The 14,512-nt window shown below is 72.0% G+C and carries 13 protein-coding genes and 1 tRNA gene; 8 read left to right on the forward strand and 6 right to left on the reverse strand.

Features of this window, described 5'->3' with window-relative positions; genetic code table 11:
- Nucleotides 1–33 precede the first annotated feature (33 nt).
- The gene (rlmB, locus tag OHS71_RS22590; RefSeq protein WP_328481174.1) at nucleotides 34–975 is read left to right on the forward strand and encodes a 23S rRNA (guanosine(2251)-2'-O)-methyltransferase RlmB; all 942 of its coding nucleotides are present in this window, start codon (nucleotides 34–36) and stop codon (nucleotides 973–975) included.
- A 338-nt stretch (nucleotides 976–1,313) separates the two neighbouring features.
- Nucleotides 1,314–3,002, forward strand: coding sequence for a DoxX family membrane protein (locus tag OHS71_RS22595; RefSeq protein WP_328481175.1), 1,689 nt, complete (start codon nucleotides 1,314–1,316; stop codon nucleotides 3,000–3,002).
- 137 nt (nucleotides 3,003–3,139) lie between these two features.
- Here OHS71_RS22595 and OHS71_RS22600 read toward each other — a convergent pair whose 3' ends face one another.
- The 3 genes from OHS71_RS22600 to OHS71_RS22610 form a co-directional block, all read right to left on the reverse strand.
- Nucleotides 3,140–3,871 carry a nucleotidyltransferase family protein gene (locus OHS71_RS22600; protein ID WP_328481176.1) on the reverse strand — a complete coding sequence of 244 codons (732 nt, stop codon included), beginning with the start codon at nucleotides 3,869–3,871 and terminating at the stop codon, nucleotides 3,140–3,142.
- Between the two features lie 160 nt (nucleotides 3,872–4,031).
- Complete coding sequence (locus tag OHS71_RS22605) at nucleotides 4,032–4,490, reverse strand: hypothetical protein (RefSeq protein WP_328484596.1); 459 nt, start codon at nucleotides 4,488–4,490, stop codon at nucleotides 4,032–4,034.
- Nucleotides 4,491–4,714: 224 nt separating this feature from the next.
- Entirely contained in the window at nucleotides 4,715–5,803 is a 1,089-nt protein-coding gene (locus OHS71_RS22610; RefSeq protein WP_328481177.1) for an ABC transporter ATP-binding protein, read from the reverse strand.
- 273 nt (nucleotides 5,804–6,076) lie between these two features.
- On the opposite strand from OHS71_RS22610, the gene OHS71_RS22615 reads away from it, so the two are divergent.
- The 3 genes from OHS71_RS22615 to OHS71_RS22625 all read left to right on the forward strand — a co-directional run bounded on the left by OHS71_RS22615 (nucleotide 6,077) and on the right by OHS71_RS22625 (nucleotide 8,369).
- Nucleotides 6,077–6,153 (forward strand) — tRNA-Thr (locus OHS71_RS22615).
- A 77-nt stretch (nucleotides 6,154–6,230) separates the two neighbouring features.
- Nucleotides 6,231–6,929, forward strand: coding sequence for a rhomboid-like protein (locus OHS71_RS22620; protein WP_443047012.1), 699 nt, complete (start codon nucleotides 6,231–6,233; stop codon nucleotides 6,927–6,929).
- A 9-nt stretch (nucleotides 6,930–6,938) separates the two neighbouring features.
- Nucleotides 6,939–8,369, forward strand: a complete 1,431-nt coding sequence (locus tag OHS71_RS22625) for an NAD(P)/FAD-dependent oxidoreductase (protein ID WP_328481179.1) — start codon at nucleotides 6,939–6,941, stop codon at nucleotides 8,367–8,369.
- A 42-nt stretch (nucleotides 8,370–8,411) separates the two neighbouring features.
- Here OHS71_RS22625 and OHS71_RS22630 read toward each other — a convergent pair whose 3' ends face one another.
- On the reverse strand, nucleotides 8,412–9,911 hold the full coding sequence (locus OHS71_RS22630; protein WP_328481180.1) for an MFS transporter: 1,500 nt from the start codon (nucleotides 9,909–9,911) through the stop codon (nucleotides 8,412–8,414).
- 162 nt (nucleotides 9,912–10,073) lie between these two features.
- Here OHS71_RS22630 and OHS71_RS22635 point away from each other — a divergent pair, with 162 nt between their 5' ends.
- Nucleotides 10,074–10,784 carry a pentapeptide repeat-containing protein gene (locus OHS71_RS22635; RefSeq protein ID WP_328481181.1) on the forward strand — a complete coding sequence of 237 codons (711 nt, stop codon included), beginning with the start codon at nucleotides 10,074–10,076 and terminating at the stop codon, nucleotides 10,782–10,784.
- Between the two features lie 87 nt (nucleotides 10,785–10,871).
- Here the strand turns inward: OHS71_RS22635 and OHS71_RS22640 are convergent, their stop codons facing one another.
- Nucleotides 10,872–11,372: a hypothetical protein gene (locus tag OHS71_RS22640; protein WP_328484597.1), complete on the reverse strand. Its 501-nt coding sequence runs from the start codon at nucleotides 11,370–11,372 to the stop codon at nucleotides 10,872–10,874.
- 58 nt (nucleotides 11,373–11,430) lie between these two features.
- Here OHS71_RS22640 and OHS71_RS22645 point away from each other — a divergent pair, with 58 nt between their 5' ends.
- Nucleotides 11,431–12,870, forward strand: coding sequence for a M1 family metallopeptidase (locus OHS71_RS22645; RefSeq protein ID WP_328481182.1), 1,440 nt, complete (start codon nucleotides 11,431–11,433; stop codon nucleotides 12,868–12,870).
- A gap of 283 nt (nucleotides 12,871–13,153) precedes the next feature.
- Here the strand turns inward: OHS71_RS22645 and OHS71_RS22650 are convergent, their stop codons facing one another.
- On the reverse strand, nucleotides 13,154–13,729 hold the full coding sequence (locus tag OHS71_RS22650; RefSeq protein WP_328481183.1) for a TerD family protein: 576 nt from the start codon (nucleotides 13,727–13,729) through the stop codon (nucleotides 13,154–13,156).
- Nucleotides 13,730–13,949: 220 nt separating this feature from the next.
- Here OHS71_RS22650 and arfB point away from each other — a divergent pair, with 220 nt between their 5' ends.
- Nucleotides 13,950–14,387: an alternative ribosome rescue aminoacyl-tRNA hydrolase ArfB gene (arfB, locus tag OHS71_RS22655; RefSeq protein ID WP_328481184.1), complete on the forward strand. Its 438-nt coding sequence runs from the start codon at nucleotides 13,950–13,952 to the stop codon at nucleotides 14,385–14,387.
- Nucleotides 14,388–14,512: the final 125 nt, after the last annotated feature.

Genomic DNA, 14,512 nt, shown 5'->3' on the forward strand with positions numbered 1-14,512 from the left:
GTACGTACGAAAGCTCACGGAGACGAGAGACTCATGGCAGCCAACAACCGCCGCATGTCCGGCAAGAAGGGCGCGCAGGTCGGCAGTGGCGGCCAGCGGCGCCGGGGCCTGGAAGGCAAGGGGCCGACCCCGCCCGCCGAGATGCGCAAGAAGCACAAGGCGAACCGCATCGCGACCGCCAAGGCGAAGCAGGCCGTGCGCCGGCCCACCGCGCGCGGCCGTGGCGGCAAGGGCACGTCCGAGATGGTCGTCGGCCGCAACTCGGTCGTAGAGGCGCTGCGCGAGGGCGTGCCCGCGACGATGCTCTACGTGCAGCAGTTCATCGACAACGACGAGCGGGTGCGCGAGGCGCTCCAGCTCGCCGGTGAGCGCGGCGGCATCCACCTCATGGAGGCCCCGCGTCCCGAGCTGGACCGCATGACCAACGGCCTCAACCACCAGGGCCTGGTCCTCCAGGTCCCGCCGTACGAGTACGCGCACCCCGAGGACCTGGCGGCCGCCGCCTACGACAACGGCGAGGACCCGCTGATCGTCGCCCTCGACGGCGTGACCGACCCGCGCAACCTGGGCGCCGTCGTCCGCTCCGTCTCCGCCTTCGGCGGGCACGGCGTCGTCGTCCCCGAGCGTCGCGCGGCCGGTATGACGGCCGGCGCCTGGAAGACGTCCGCCGGTGCGGCCGCCCGCACCCCGGTCGCCCGCGCCACCAACCTCACCCGCGCCCTGGAGGCCTACAAGAAGGCCGGCATCGCGGTCGTCGGCCTGGCCGCCGACGGCGAGCACGAGGTCGGCACGCTGAAGGCCCTGGACGGCCCGGTCGTCATCGTCGTCGGCAGCGAGGGCAAGGGGCTCTCCCGTCTGGTCGGCGAGACCTGCGACTTCCGGGTCCGGATCCCGATGCCGGGTGGCGCGGAATCCCTCAACGCGGGTGTCGCGGCCGGGATCGTGCTGTACGAAGCGGCTCGGCGCAGGAGCTGACACATCGTCGGCCGGCGCGTACGGCGCCGGCCGACGATGCTGTGGCGGCCGCAGTCAGGGCGGCCGCGGCCGTGGCGACGCGGGTCGGCGGGGTTCGTGGCCGGACGCCGGACGCCGGATGGCCGACGCCGGGCAGGCAGGTCCGGGATCGGGAATCGCTCGGTCCGCGGGCCTGGACGTGTGGCTGTGAGGCCGCTGTCGGCAGCTCGCGGAGTGGTCGCGAGGTGGTGGGTGAGTTCACTCGGACGGGTTAATCCCGGCGAGTAGCGCAACCTTGACGGAGTCCGGACAGATCCGGCGGGTCAAAGCAGTGTCCTAAACACACGTCACTCGGTTAGATGAGTGTGGACACCAGAACACCCCGCACACCCACGGAGGACCGCTCGTCGGGATTCGACGACGCTCCCGCGCTGAGCATGGTGAAGGTGCCGAGCGATCCGGCGCAGATCATCGTCAGCCACGCGAGCTTCCGCGTGCAGCTGGGCGCGTCGGCGCGGCGTAACCAATCCCCGCGGATCGCCCGGCACGTGAGCGCCATCGATGACACCGCGCGCATGGCCGCCGTCGGGGCGGTGGGCAGAGCGGGCGCCGCTTCCGGTGGCCGTCGGCGAGCCGTCGTCTGGAGCGGCAAGTCCGCCCCCGACGACACCGGCGCCCACCGACTGCTCCAGGCCGTGCGGGCAGGCAGCGTCGGCCACGGCGAGCCGCCCGCCGCCGACGCCGGAGCCACCCAGGTCATCCCCCGCGTCGACATGGGAGGCCGCGGCTACGACGGCGGCCTCGCCGCGCAGACCCTCGAGACCCCGATCGTCGGAGCCCAGCGGGCCCCCGTCGACGGCGAGCAGCGGATCCTGCCGCACATGCGCGGCGTCGGCAGCGCCTACGACGAACCCGCCTACAACGAACCGGCCTACGACGACGGCGGGTTCGAGGACTTCGGGGAAGCCGGTACCGAACCCGAACGGGCTCCGCGCAGCCGGCGCCACGGCAGCGACGACCCCGCCCGGCACGCCTACTTCCCGGGCCGCCGGATGAACCTCGGCGTGGTCCTGCTCCCGCTGCGCATCTTCCTCGGCTTCATCTCGATCTACGCCGGCATGGGCAAGCTGTGCGACCCCGTCTACTTCGACGGCGGCAAGCGCGGCTCCATGGTGAAGTGGCTCAACACCCTGCACCCGTGGGAAGTCGCCGAACCGCTGCGCCAGTTCGCCCTGCACCACCCCGTCGGCTCCGGTCTGGTCATCGCCTTCCTCCAGGTCGTCGTGGGCGTCCTCACGGTCCTCGGCTGCTGGCAGCGGGTCGCCGCGGTGGTCGGCGCCGGACTCTCCGCCGCGCTCATCGTCACCGTCAGCTGGAAGACCGTCCCGGTCTACGACACCCCCGACATCATCTACCTGGCCGCCTGGTCGCCGCTGATCATCGCCGGCGCCCCCGTCTACTCGGTCGACGGCCGCCTCGCCGCAGCCGCCTGGCGCCGGCTCGGTCCGCGCTCCGACCTGTGGGAGCTGCGCCGGTACGTGCTGCGTCGCGGCGCCCTGGTCACCGCGATCGCCGTCGGACTCACGCTGCTGGTCGGCTCGCTGCTCGGCGGCGCCGTCCGCGACGCCGACCGGGTGATCGTCCCCGGTCCGGGCGAGCCTCCGCGCAACGAGCTGCCCGGTTCGCCGCTGCCGCAGAAGTCCGGCTCGCACAAGGCGTCCAAGGAGCCGTCCGCGTCCACCTCGCCCACGCAGGGCGCCACCTCGGCCGCTCCGACGGCGGGCACGGACAGCGAGCCCTCCGAGGCCGAGGACTCGGGCACCACCGGCGGTGGTGACGCCGGCGCGCCCAGCCAGACCCAGGGCACCGGGGGCGAGGCGCCGCCCGAGCGGTCCACGCCGCAGGAGCACGCCCCCGCCACCAGCTCGGGCCCCAGCTCCGGCGGCGCGGCCACCTCCGGCGGCTCCGCGAGCGGCGGCGGCAGCGGCTCGGACGGCGGCTCGTCGTCCTCGGGCCAGCCGGGCCTGGTGGGCGGGCTGCTCGGGTAACGCGGCGGGAAACGAACGGCCGAGGGTGCCGTGCGCTGAGAAGCGCACGGCACCCTCGGCCGTTCAGGCGCGCGGGGGACTGCGCGACCAGCCCCCGCCGGCCCGTGGACGACGACAGGACGCCCCCGGCCCGGCCGTCAGCGGCTGAGCGCCGCCAGTTCCTTCGCCGCCTCGGTGAGATCCTTCGCGGTGTCGATGGCCCGCCAGTACGCTCCCTGCGGGATCGGGAACCCGGCCAGCCGCCGCTCACGGGCGAGGTGCGGGAACGTCGTCCGCTCGTGGTCCCCACGCTCGGGGAGCAGCCCGGCGAAGGCGGGGGAGAAGACGTAGACGCCCGCGTTGATCTCGTACGTCGTGGGCGGCGCCTCGATGAAGTCGGTGATGTGGCCGAAGCCGTCCGTCTGTACCGCGCCCCACGGAATGCGGGGACGCGCCAGCGCGAGGGTCGCCACGGCGTCACGCTCGGTGTGGAAGTCGGCCATCTCGCGCAGCGAGAAACGGGTCCAGATGTCGCCGTTGGTGGCGTACCAGGACCGGTCGGGGTGGGGCAGGTGGGCGGCCGCGTACTTCAGGCCGCCGCCACGGCCCAGAGGCTCCGTCTCCACGACGGTGGTCACCTTGACGGGCAGATCGGCGCTCTTGAGCCAGTCCTGGAGGACCTCGGCGAGATGACCGCAGGAGACGACGACGTCGGTGACGCCCTCCTCGGCGAGCCAGCCGAGCTGGTGGCCGATGATCGGCGTCCCCGTGCCGGGGATCTCGACCATCGGCTTGGGCCGGTCGTCGGTGTACGGACGCAGCCGGGACCCCTGGCCACCGGCCAGGATGACGGCTTGCGTGGGGCGGGACGCGGCGTGCGGATCGGTCATGCCCGCACTGTACGTGCCGCTTGTTCCGGGGCGTGCGGGTGCCCCGACGGGAGGTCTTCCCCCAGGCGCGGTTCCCGCCGGGCGCTCGCCCGGCGGGAACACCCCTGACGGCAGTGGGACCCCACGCCCCGGTCCGGTACGGGCCTCGGGCCCCGGTGGCTCAGCCGCGGGCCGCCAGGACGCCCGAGGCGAAGGCCGTGTCGCACACCGGGCGGGCGTACGACTGGGCGCGCGAGGGGCCGTAGACGCGGACGGCGGCGCGGCCCAGGGCGCGGGCGATGGAGGAGCAGTGCTTCGCCAGCGATGGCTTGCCGTTCACGGCAGCCTGGAGGTGGGTCAGGGCGGTGCCAGGGTCTTTCTCCTGGAGCTCGGTCAGCAACTGGTCGCGCAGCACGTCCTGCGGGGCCTTGGCGGCCTTGCGCGAGGACTGGTGCACGGTGGAGACGTCGGAGGCGGTGAGCACCGAATCCGAGGGGCTCCCCGACCAGTTGACCCGGGTGACCGCGAGGGTCCCTGAGAGCACCATGACGACGGGCAGGACGAGGGCGAGCGAGCGGCCGATACGGCGGGCTGGGCCGCCCTGGCCGCGGCGCGTGCGCTGGGTGGTGGAGTGGTTCACGGAGTGCTTCACGCGTGAGAGGGTAGCGTGCAGTGATGATGCGGCGACATTGAGTCACCCGGACGGGGGATGAAGACGTGCTCCCTTTTGGGTAGGGGGTTGACGAGCGCCCGGCGAAAGGTCCGCCGTGTCGTGATCCGGTGGTCGCCGTCCGGCCGTTCCGCGGGCATGGAAGAGGGCCCCGCAGCCTGCTGCGGGGCCCTCTTCGTCGGTCCTGATCCCGGTCAGTCGGAGAGGCGTGCGCCCGTCGACGTCGAGAACACGTGGGTCTCGCCCGCGCGCGGGACGACGTGCAGCGTGCTGCCCTTCTCCGGGACGTCACGGCCGCCGACGCGGACCACGAGGTCCTTCGACTCGGCGCCGACCTTCGCGGTGCCGTAGACGAAGGCGTCGGAGCCGAGCTCCTCGACGACGTTCACGACGACCGCGACACCCTGGTCGGAGTCGGCTCCGGCCACGTCGAAGTGCTCGGGGCGGACACCGACGGTGACCGTCTTGTCGGTGGCGGCGGAGAGCGCGTCGCGCTGCACCGGCACCACCGAGTTGCCGAACTTCACGCCGCCGTCGGCGATCGGCACCTCGACGAGGTTCATCGCCGGGGAGCCGATGAAGCCGGCCACGAAGAGGTTGGCGGGCCGGTCGTACATGTTGCGCGGGGTGTCGACCTGCTGGAGCAGACCGTCCTTGAGGACCGCAACCCGGTCGCCCATCGTCAGGGCCTCGACCTGGTCGTGGGTGACGTAGACGGTGGTGATGCCGAGACGGCGCTGGAGCGAGGCGATCTGCGTACGCGTCGAGACGCGGAGCTTGGCGTCCAGGTTGGACAGCGGCTCGTCCATGAGGAAGACCTGCGGCTCACGCACGATGGCGCGGCCCATCGCGACACGCTGGCGCTGACCACCCGAGAGGGCCTTCGGCTTGCGGTCCAGGTACTCGGTGAGGTCGAGGATCTTCGCGGCCTCCTCGACCTTCTGCCGGATCTCCGCCTTGTTGACGCCGGCGATCTTGAGCGCGAAGCCCATGTTGTCGGCGACCGACATGTGCGGGTACAGCGCGTAGTTCTGGAACACCATGGCGATGTCCCGGTCCTTCGGCGGCAGGTGGGTGACGTCGCGGTCGCCGATGCGGATCGCACCGCCGTTGACGTCCTCGAGCCCCGCGAGCATCCGGAGCGAGGTGGACTTGCCGCAGCCGGACGGGCCGACCAGGACGAGGAACTCGCCGTCCGCGATATCGATCTCGAGCGCGTCGACGGCGGGCTTCGTGGAGCCCGGGTAGATCCGGGTCGCCTTGTCGAACGTAACAGTGGCCATGGTTCTGAGGCCCCCTTCTACCGGCAGGAACGTGCCGGACGATCCGTTGTAGGAAGGTGGTTGGTGTAGTCCACATGAGCGAACTGGGTCAGGACGGTACCTGGCGTTTCCCGGCCTGTCAGTACCTGGGGGCATGTGAACTTCACGGAAATCCCCGAAGGGGGGCGGCGTCGCTCCCGGTGGGAGCCGCGCGGACGGGAGAAGTCCGTGGCCCGGGGAAACCGCGGCTGTGTACAGTGGAGCCGCCTCGCGCGCGGCATCGCCGCGCGCGGTGCCTCCTTAGCTCAGCTGGCCAGAGCAGCGCACTTGTAATGCGCAGGTCGTCGGTTCGAATCCGACAGGGGGCTCCATGGGAAGCCCGGGTCGGCGCTCTGTCCGACCTGGGCTTTCACATGCTTTGACCTGTTCTGTCGCCGGTGCGGCCGCAATGCCGGTCGCTTCGCGGACGATACTGGGCCGCGTGAAGCGGTTCAGGGGAGTTTCCGGGGCGCCGCGGGCGGTCTGGGCGTATGTCCGCGGCGCGCCCGGCACGTACGTGTGGCTGACGGTCCTGTTCTTCACCTCGGTCGCCCTGCACCACATGTCACCGGAGTTCGAGCAGGAGTTCCTGAGGCAGCGGTCCACCAACATCCATGAGCTGTCCCGGCATCCGGTGCGGGTGCTGGTGGCGAGCGCGATGTGGATCGACGGCGGGTACTGGCTGCCGTACGCGGTGCTGTACTCCGTCTTCCATGCCCAGGCGGAGCGCTGGCTGGGGACCGCGCGATGGCTGGCGGTGTGCGCGGCCGCGCACGTGCTGGCGACGCTGCTCAGCGAAGGGGCGCTGGCGAAGGCGATCCGGGACGGGCTCGCGCCGCAGTCGGCGGTCAACACCCTGGACGTCGGCGTGAGTTACGCGTTGTCGGGGGTGGTGGCGGTACTGGTCTACCGGATCCCCTCGCCCTGGCGGTACGGGTATCTCGCGGCCGTTCTCGTCTTCTACGCCGTCCCGCTGACCGCCGGGCCGACCTTCACCGACTTCGGTCACTTCGTCTCCGTCCTCGTCGGGCTGGGGTGCTATCCGCTGGTCAGAGGGCGCGCAGGAGTGCGGAATCCGAAGGAGACAGCGCCCGCGCCGCCGGGTTAACGTCCGGCCATGAGCAGCTCGGCGAGCGGTGGCGTGAACAGCGGCGGCCATGGCGTCGTCAACGGCGGTGTCTCCTTCTGGTACGCGCACGACGGTCTTCCGGCGGTGCGGGAGCCGCTCGCCGGTGACACCTCCGCCGACGTCGTGATCGTCGGCGGTGGGTACACCGGGCTCTGGACGGCGTACTACCTGAAGAAGACGGCGCCCTCCCTGCGGATCACCGTGCTGGAGCAGAGGTTCTGCGGTTACGGCGCGTCGGGGCGCAACGGCGGCTGGCTGTACAACGGCGTCGCGGGCCGTGACAGGTACGCCGAGCTGCACGGTCACGAGGCCGCCGTACGGCTCCAGCGGGCCATGAACGACACCGTCGACGAGGTCGTCCGGGTGGTGGCGCGGGAGGGGTTCGACGCCGGGGTCCACCGGGGCGGGGTGCTGGAGGTGGCCCGGACCCCGGCGCAGCTGGCGCGGCTGAGGACGTTCCACGCGCACGAGTTGTCGTACGGGGAACGGGACCGCGAGCTGTACGGAGCCCGGGAGACGGCCGAGCGGGTACGCGTGGCGGGCGCCGTGGGGTCGAGCTGGACCCCGCACGGTGCGCGCGTGCACCCGGTGAGACTGGTGAAGGGGCTCGCGGCGGCCGTGGAGGCGCTGGGGGTGGAGGTCCGTGAGTCGACGCCGGTGACGGAGATCCTGCCGGGGCGGGCGGTGACGCCGTACGGGACCGTGCGGGCGCCGTACGTGCTGCGCTGCACGGAGGGGTTCACGGCCGCTTTGAAGGGGGAGCGGCGGACCTGGCTGCCCATGAACTCCTCGATGATCGCCACCGAGCCGCTCACCGAGGAGCAGTGGGCGGCGGTCGGCTGGGCCGGTCGGGAGGCGCTGGGCGACATGGCGCACGCCTACATGTACGCGCAGCGCACGGTCGACGGCCGGATCGCGCTCGGCGGGCGCGGAGTGCCCTACCGCTTCGGTTCGCGGACCGACAACGACGGGCGGACGCAGGCCGAGACCGCGCGGGCGCTGCGGGAGGTCCTGGTCGCGTTCTTCCCGGCGCTGGCCGGGGTACGGGTCGAGCACGCCTGGTCCGGGGTGCTGGGCGTGCCGCGCGACTGGTGCGCGACGGTGACGCTGGACCGGGCCACGGGCGTCGGCTGGGCGGGCGGCTATGTCGGTTCGGGTGTCGCCACCGCGAACCTGGCGGGCCGGACGTTGCGGGATCTGGTGCTTCTCGATTCCGGGGAGGCGGGGACCACCGAACTGACCGGCCTTCCCTGGGTCGGTCACCGGGTGCGCCGGTGGGAGCCCGAGCCGCTGCGCTGGCTGGGGGTGCAGGGCATGTACGCGACGTACCGGGCGGCGGACCGGCGGGAGACGCGGACCCACGCGGCGGGGTCGTCGCGGCTGGCGCGGATCGCGGACCGGGTGGCGGGACGCCACTGACGCACCGCCGGGGACGGCCGCCTTCGGCAGTGCACCCGCCGGTCAGCCCACCGACTCCGGTACGGTCGCCGCGGCCGGCGCGCGCCTCGGGGGGCCGGTGGTGACCATCAGGCCCGCCACCAGGCCGGCCAGCAGCATGATTCCGGCGGCCCACCAGATGGCGACCGTGTAGCCGTGCACGGTGCCTTCCGCGGCGACCTGTGCCCTGCGGGCGGGGCCCGTCACGTGGGCCGCGAGGTAAGCGGCGCTGCTGGTGGTGGCGATCGTGTTGAGCAGCGCGGTGCCGATGGAGCCGCCCACCTGCTGCGAGGTGTTGACGGTGGCGGAGGTGACGCCCGCGTCCTTCGGGGCGACTCCGGCGGTGGCGGTTGAGAAGACCGGCATGAAGGTCAGGCCCATGCCGAGCCCCATCAGCAGCAGCGCGGGCAGGATGTCGCCGGCGTAGGAGGAGTGCACGGTCATCCGGGTGAGGATCACCATGCCGCCCGAGGCGAGGAGCATGCCGGGGACCATCAGCATGCGCGGCGGCACACGGTTCATCAGCCGGGCGGAGATCTGGGTGGAGCCGATGATGATCGCGAGGGTGAGGGGGAGGAAGGCGAGGCCCGTCCGCACGGGGGAGTAGCCGAGGATGACCTGGAGGTAGTAGGTCATGAACAGGAACAGCCCGAACATGCCGATGACGGCGAGGCCCATGGTCAGGAAGCAGCCCGCGCGGTTGCGGTCCTTGATGATGTGCAGGGGCAGCAACGGCACCCGCGCCTTGGTCTGCCACCACACGAAGACCGCGAGCAGGACGAGCCCGCCCCCGAGGAGGGCCAGCACCAGGGGGTCGGTCCAGCCGCGCGGTTCGGCCTCGCTGAAGCCGTAGACGATCGCCACCAGACCGCCGCAGCCCAGCAGCGCGCCGGGAACGTCGAGGCGGACGTCCGCGTGACCGGGGCGGTCGTGGAGCAGCGCGAGGGCGCCCGGCACGGCGATGACGGCGATGGGCACGTTGACGTAGAGGCACCAGCGCCAGTCGAGGTACTCGGTGAGCAGACCGCCGACGATGAAGCCGATCGCGGCGCCGCTGCCGGCGAGGGCGCCGTAGATGCCGAAGGCCTTGCCGCGTTCCCTGGGGTCGGTGAACGTCGTCGTCAGCAGGCTGAGCGCGGAAGGGGCGAGCACGGCCGCGAAGGCGCCCTGGAGGGCGCGGGCGCCGAACAGCATGGCCGAGTTGGTGGCCGCCCCGCCGAGCGCGGAGGCGGCGGCGAATCCGATCAGCCCGATGACGAAGGTGCGCTTGCGGCCCGCCAGGTCGGCGATGCGGCCGCCGAGCAGGAGCAGACCGCCGAAGGCGAGGGTGTAGGCGGTGATCACCCATTGCCGGTTGCCGTCGGAGATGCCGAGGTCCTCCTGGGCCGAAGGCAGCGCGATGTTCACGATCGTGGCGTCCAGCACGACCATGAGCTGGGCGAGAGCGATGATCACCAGGCCCCACCAGCGGCGGGGATCGGGCGCGGTGTCGGCGGAGGATTCACCTGTCCGGGTGACACTCATTCCGACAGAACACCACGAATCGCCCCTTGTCGCATCCCTGAACGGCTCGCGCGCCGCTCTCGAGCGGCTTGCGGGCGGTGCCCGGGGCGGTGCCTGGGGCGGCCCGCGGGGGAGCGGGGCTGCGGGCACGGGATTGTCAGTGGCGGGGTGCAGCATGGGGGCATGGCGAGGACAGGTACCGGCAGGGCCGGCGGGGGCAGTGGGAGCGGCAGGGCCGGTGCGGCGGTGAAGGGGGCCCGGCGTCCCGAGCTGCGGCTGCCGGCGCTGGAGCCGTACCGGGGCGGGGAGCTGGAGCCCGACGGGGACTACGACGGCGTGGAGCTGTGCGAGCTGGACCTCGCCGGGCAGGACGGCGGGGGCGCGCGTTTCATGGACTGCGCCCTGAGGGGCTGCGCACTGGACGGGACGCGGCTGCGCCACACCCGCTTCCTCGACTCGGTCCTCACCGGCGTCCGCGGTGTCGGTACGGAACTGGCGGAGTCGACCCTGCGCGATGTCGAGCTGCTCGACGCCCGCCTGGGCGGCACGCAGATGTACGGCGCCGTGCTGGAACGGGTCGTGATCCGCGGCGGCAAGATCGACTACCTCAACCTGCGTCAGGCGCGGCTGCGGGACGTGGTCTTCGAGGCGTGCGTCCTGGTCGAACCGGACTTCGGCGGCGCCCGCCTGGAACGCGTCGAGTTCGTCGACTGCGCCCTGAAGTCCGCCGACTTCACCTCCGCCACCCTGACGGACGTGGACCTGCGCGGAGCGGCGGAACTCGGCATCGCGGGCGGTGTGGACCGCCTGTCGGGCGCGGTGATCAGCACGGCCCAACTGCTGGACCTGGCCCCGGTCCTGGCCGGGCAACTCGGCATCAGGGTGGAGGACTGAGGAAGGCGCCGGGAGAGCCGGGAGAGCCGGCAGAGCGGGGACATGACACAGCGGGCATCCGAGGGGGACCCGGCGTCGAGAGCGGTGCTAGCCGAGCCGGGGGAAGCGGGACTGAAGGCTCCAGATCGCCGGGTTCTCGGCCAGGTCCTCGTGCAGGTCGGTCAGGTCGGCGAGGAGGTCGTGCAGGAAGTCACGGGCCTCGCGGCGGAGTTCGGCGTGGGAGAAGGTGAGGGGAGGCTCCTCCGCCGGCATCCAGTCCGCCTCGATGTCCACCCAGCCGAAGCGGCGCTCGAAGAGCATGCGGTCGGTGGACTCGGTGAAGTCCAGTTCCGCGTACTGCGGGCGGGAGGCGCGGGAGCCCGCCGGGTCCCGGTCGATCCGCTCCACGATGTCGCACAACGCCCAGGCGAAGTCCAGCACCGGCACCCATCCCCAGGCTGTGGACACCTCGCGGTCGGCCTTGGTGTCGGCGAGGTAGACGTCGCCGCAGAACAGGTCGTGGCGCAGGGTGCGGACGTCCGCGCGCCGGTAGTCCAGCTGCGGCGGGTCCGGGAAGCGGTGGGAGAGGGCGTAGCCGATGTCGAGCACGTAGGCGATGGTGTCACGCCCCCGGGCCCGGGCCGGTCGGCCCCATAGGATCACTGACATGCCCCGATCCGTACGCCTTGTTCCGGTGATGGCCGCCACGACCCTCCTGCTCGCCCTGACCGCGTGCGACGACGGAGGGGGGCCGGACACCTCGGGCGCCCCGGGGCTCGGCGACCCGTACTTCCCGAAGGCGGGCAACGGCGGCTACGACGTCTCCCACTACGGCCTCACCCTCGCCTACACCCCGCAAGGCAACCGGCTCGGCGGCACCGCCGTCGTCACAGCCCGCGCGACGGAGGACCTCGCCGCCTTCGACCTGGACCTGGTGGGCATGGACGTCGACGAGGTCACCGTCGGCGGCGACGCGGCCGAGTTCCGCCGCGACGGCCAGGAGCTGATCGTCCGCCCGTCCGGCACCCTGACCGAGGGCGAGACCTTCGAGGTCCGGGTCCGTTACTCCGGCAGCCCGCGGACGATCACCGACTCGGACGGCTCCAAGGAGGGGTGGCTGCGCACCGCGGACGGAGCGCTCGCCCTGGGCGAACCGAACGGCTCCATGGCCTGGTTCCCCGGCAATCACCACCCCTCCGACAAGGCGTCGTACGACATCGCCGTCACCGTGCCGAAAGGCCTGACGGCCGTCTCCAACGGCGAGTTGAGGAGCGAGAGGACAGCGGGCGACGGCCGCAGGACCTTCGACTGGCACAGCGCCGAGCCGATGGCGAGCTATGTCGCGACCCTCGCGATCGGCCACTACACCGTCACCCGGCCCACCGTCACCCGTACCGCGGACACCGGTGCCGGTGCCGCGAGGAACGGCGTCCTGCCGGTGTACGTCGCCGTCGACCCGTCCCAGGTGGCCGCAGGCCGCGACGTGCTCGCGCGGCTCCCCGACGTCATGGAGTGGGCGGAGACCAACTTCGGCCCCTACCCGTTCTCCTCCGCCGGTGCGATCGTCGACCGCCCCGAGGACGCCGCCTACGCCCTGGAGACCCAGAGCCGTCCCGTCTACCCCGGCGCCCCCGACCTGGAGACCTTCGTCCACGAGACCGCCCACCAGTGGTTCGGCGACTCCGTCACCCCGAAGGCCTGGCAGGACATGTGGCTCAACGAGGGCTTCGCGACCTACGCCGAGTGGCTGTGGAACGAGGACGAGGGTGGCGCCGGCGCGCAGGAGAGGTTCACCCAGCTGTACGACCACGGCGAGGACGAGTACGAGGACCTGTGGGCCTTCCCTCCCGCGAAGCCCCCGACCGCCGCGTACATCTCCGACAGCCCCGTCTACCAGCGTGGCGCCATGGTGATCCACCGCATCCGCACGACCGTCGGCGACGACGCCTTCTACGACATCGTCCAGGGCTGGGCCGCCGCCCACCGGCACGGCAACGCCGGCACCGCGGACTTCACCGCCTATGTGGAGCAGCAGGCGCCGGACGAGGACTTCGACGAGATCTGGGCGGACTGGCTGTACGGGGAGGGCAAGCCGCAACGCCCCTGAGCCGTCACGCGGTTCCAGGACGACGGCCGTCGGTGTCGGCCCGCGTCTCTGTCACATGCGCGGGCCCGCCGGTGTCTTCATGCCGTACACGTCGGCAGGACCGGCACTGCGGCCGGCCGGGCAGACCGAAGGGGTCGGCCGGGCCGGCGAGGCCGAGGCAGCGGGCGGCCCGGCTCCCGCTCGGGTCCGGAGCGAAGACGCGTACGGGACCCCCGGCCGAGTGCGGGGAGCCCCCGGCCGAGTGGCCGGGGGCTCCCCGCAGCGTGCGCGTGGGCGCGTGACGTCAGACGCTCACACCGAAGTCCTGGGCGATGCCCACGAGACCCGACGCGTAGCCCTGGCCCACCGCGCGGAACTTCCACTCGGCGCCGTTGCGGTAGAGCTCGCCGAAGACCATGGCCGTTTCGGTGGCCGCGTCCTCGGAGAGGTCGTAGCGGGCGATCTCGGCGCCACCGGCCTGGTTGACGATGCGGATGTAGGCGTTGCGGACCTGGCCGAAGTTCTGCGAGCGGTTCTCCGCGTCGTAGATCGAGACCGGGAAGACGATCTTTTCGATGTCGGCCGGCAGACCGGCCAGGTTGACGTTGATCGCCTCGTCGTCGCCCGCGCCCTCGCCGGTGCGGTTGTCGCCGGTGTGGACGATGGTCTGGTCCGGCGTCTGCTTGTTGTTGAAGAAGACGAAGTGACCGTCGGAGTAGACCTTGCCCTGGGGGTTGACCGCGATCGCGGAGGCGTCGAGGTCGAAGTCCGTGCCGGTGGTGGTGCGGACGTCCCAGCCGAGGCCCACGGTGACGGCGGTCAGGCCCGGAGCCTCCTTGGTGAGCGAGACGTTGCCACCCTTGGACAGGCTTACAGCCATGGTTGGGAGTCCTTCCCTCGTTGCGTACGGCTTCGTACGGGGCTTCGTACGGGCACGAAGCTACAGCTATCCCTATGAACGCAGCGAAGGGTGCTCAAGGTTCCCCGCCACTCCGCGTTTCTTTACTTTCTTTACCAAGGTGCCCCGATGCGGGTCCGCCGGGCGTCGCGACGGGTTCGCGGGGATATTCGCGTGACGTGGGAGCGCCGCGGGCGGGAACATGGTCGGCATGTCTGGTCCCTATGTCGTCCGCGGCTCCGTCTCGCTTCCCGAGGCCGAGCTCATGTGGCGTTTCTCGCGGTCTTCGGGGCCGGGCGGGCAGCACGTGAACACCAGCGACTCGCAGGTGGAGCTCCGCTTCGACCTCGCGCGCACCGAGGCGCTGCCCGAGGTGTGGAAGGCGCGGGCGCTCGAGCGGCTGGCCGGTCGGCTCGTCGACGGCGTCGTCACCGTGCGCGCCTCCGAGCACCGCTCCCAGTGGCGCAACCGCGAGACCGCGGCCGTACGCCTCGCCACCCTTCTCGCGGAGGCCACCGCCCCGCCGCCCAAGCCGCGCCGGCCGACCCGGATCCCGCGCGGGATCAACGAGCGCCGGTTGCGGGAGAAGAAGCAGCGGGCGCAGACGAAGCGGGGCCGCACCGGCCGGGACTGGTCCTGACCCGGAAGGCCCGGCCCTGACCCGTTCTCCCGGCGCCCGGGGTGGGTGTGCCGCGTCCCGCATGTCACATCTCGCCCGCGCCGTCCGTCAGTTACCCGACAGCCGATCGCGAAGAGGGACGTGAC

This window comes from Streptomyces sp. NBC_00377, assembly GCF_036075115.1.
In the GTDB taxonomy this organism is placed as follows: Bacteria; Actinomycetota; Actinomycetes; order Streptomycetales; family Streptomycetaceae; genus Streptomyces.

Coding starts and splice junctions, on each gene's coding strand:
- rlmB (WP_328481174.1), top strand. CDS start 34: ATGGCAGCCAACAACCGCCGCATGTCCGGCAAGAAGGGCGCGCAGGTC.
- OHS71_RS22595 (WP_328481175.1), top strand. CDS start 1,314: ATGAGTGTGGACACCAGAACACCCCGCACACCCACGGAGGACCGCTCG.
- OHS71_RS22600 (WP_328481176.1), bottom strand. CDS start 3,871: ATGACCGATCCGCACGCCGCGTCCCGCCCCACGCAAGCCGTCATCCTG.
- OHS71_RS22610 (WP_328481177.1), bottom strand. CDS start 5,803: ATGGCCACTGTTACGTTCGACAAGGCGACCCGGATCTACCCGGGCTCC.
- OHS71_RS22620 (WP_443047012.1), top strand. CDS start 6,231: ATGCCGGTCGCTTCGCGGACGATACTGGGCCGCGTGAAGCGGTTCAGG.
- OHS71_RS22625 (WP_328481179.1), top strand. CDS start 6,939: ATGAGCAGCTCGGCGAGCGGTGGCGTGAACAGCGGCGGCCATGGCGTC.
- OHS71_RS22630 (WP_328481180.1), bottom strand. CDS start 9,911: ATGAGTGTCACCCGGACAGGTGAATCCTCCGCCGACACCGCGCCCGAT.
- OHS71_RS22635 (WP_328481181.1), top strand. CDS start 10,074: ATGGCGAGGACAGGTACCGGCAGGGCCGGCGGGGGCAGTGGGAGCGGC.
- OHS71_RS22645 (WP_328481182.1), top strand. CDS start 11,431: ATGCCCCGATCCGTACGCCTTGTTCCGGTGATGGCCGCCACGACCCTC.
- OHS71_RS22650 (WP_328481183.1), bottom strand. CDS start 13,729: ATGGCTGTAAGCCTGTCCAAGGGTGGCAACGTCTCGCTCACCAAGGAG.
- arfB (WP_328481184.1), top strand. CDS start 13,950: ATGGTCGGCATGTCTGGTCCCTATGTCGTCCGCGGCTCCGTCTCGCTT.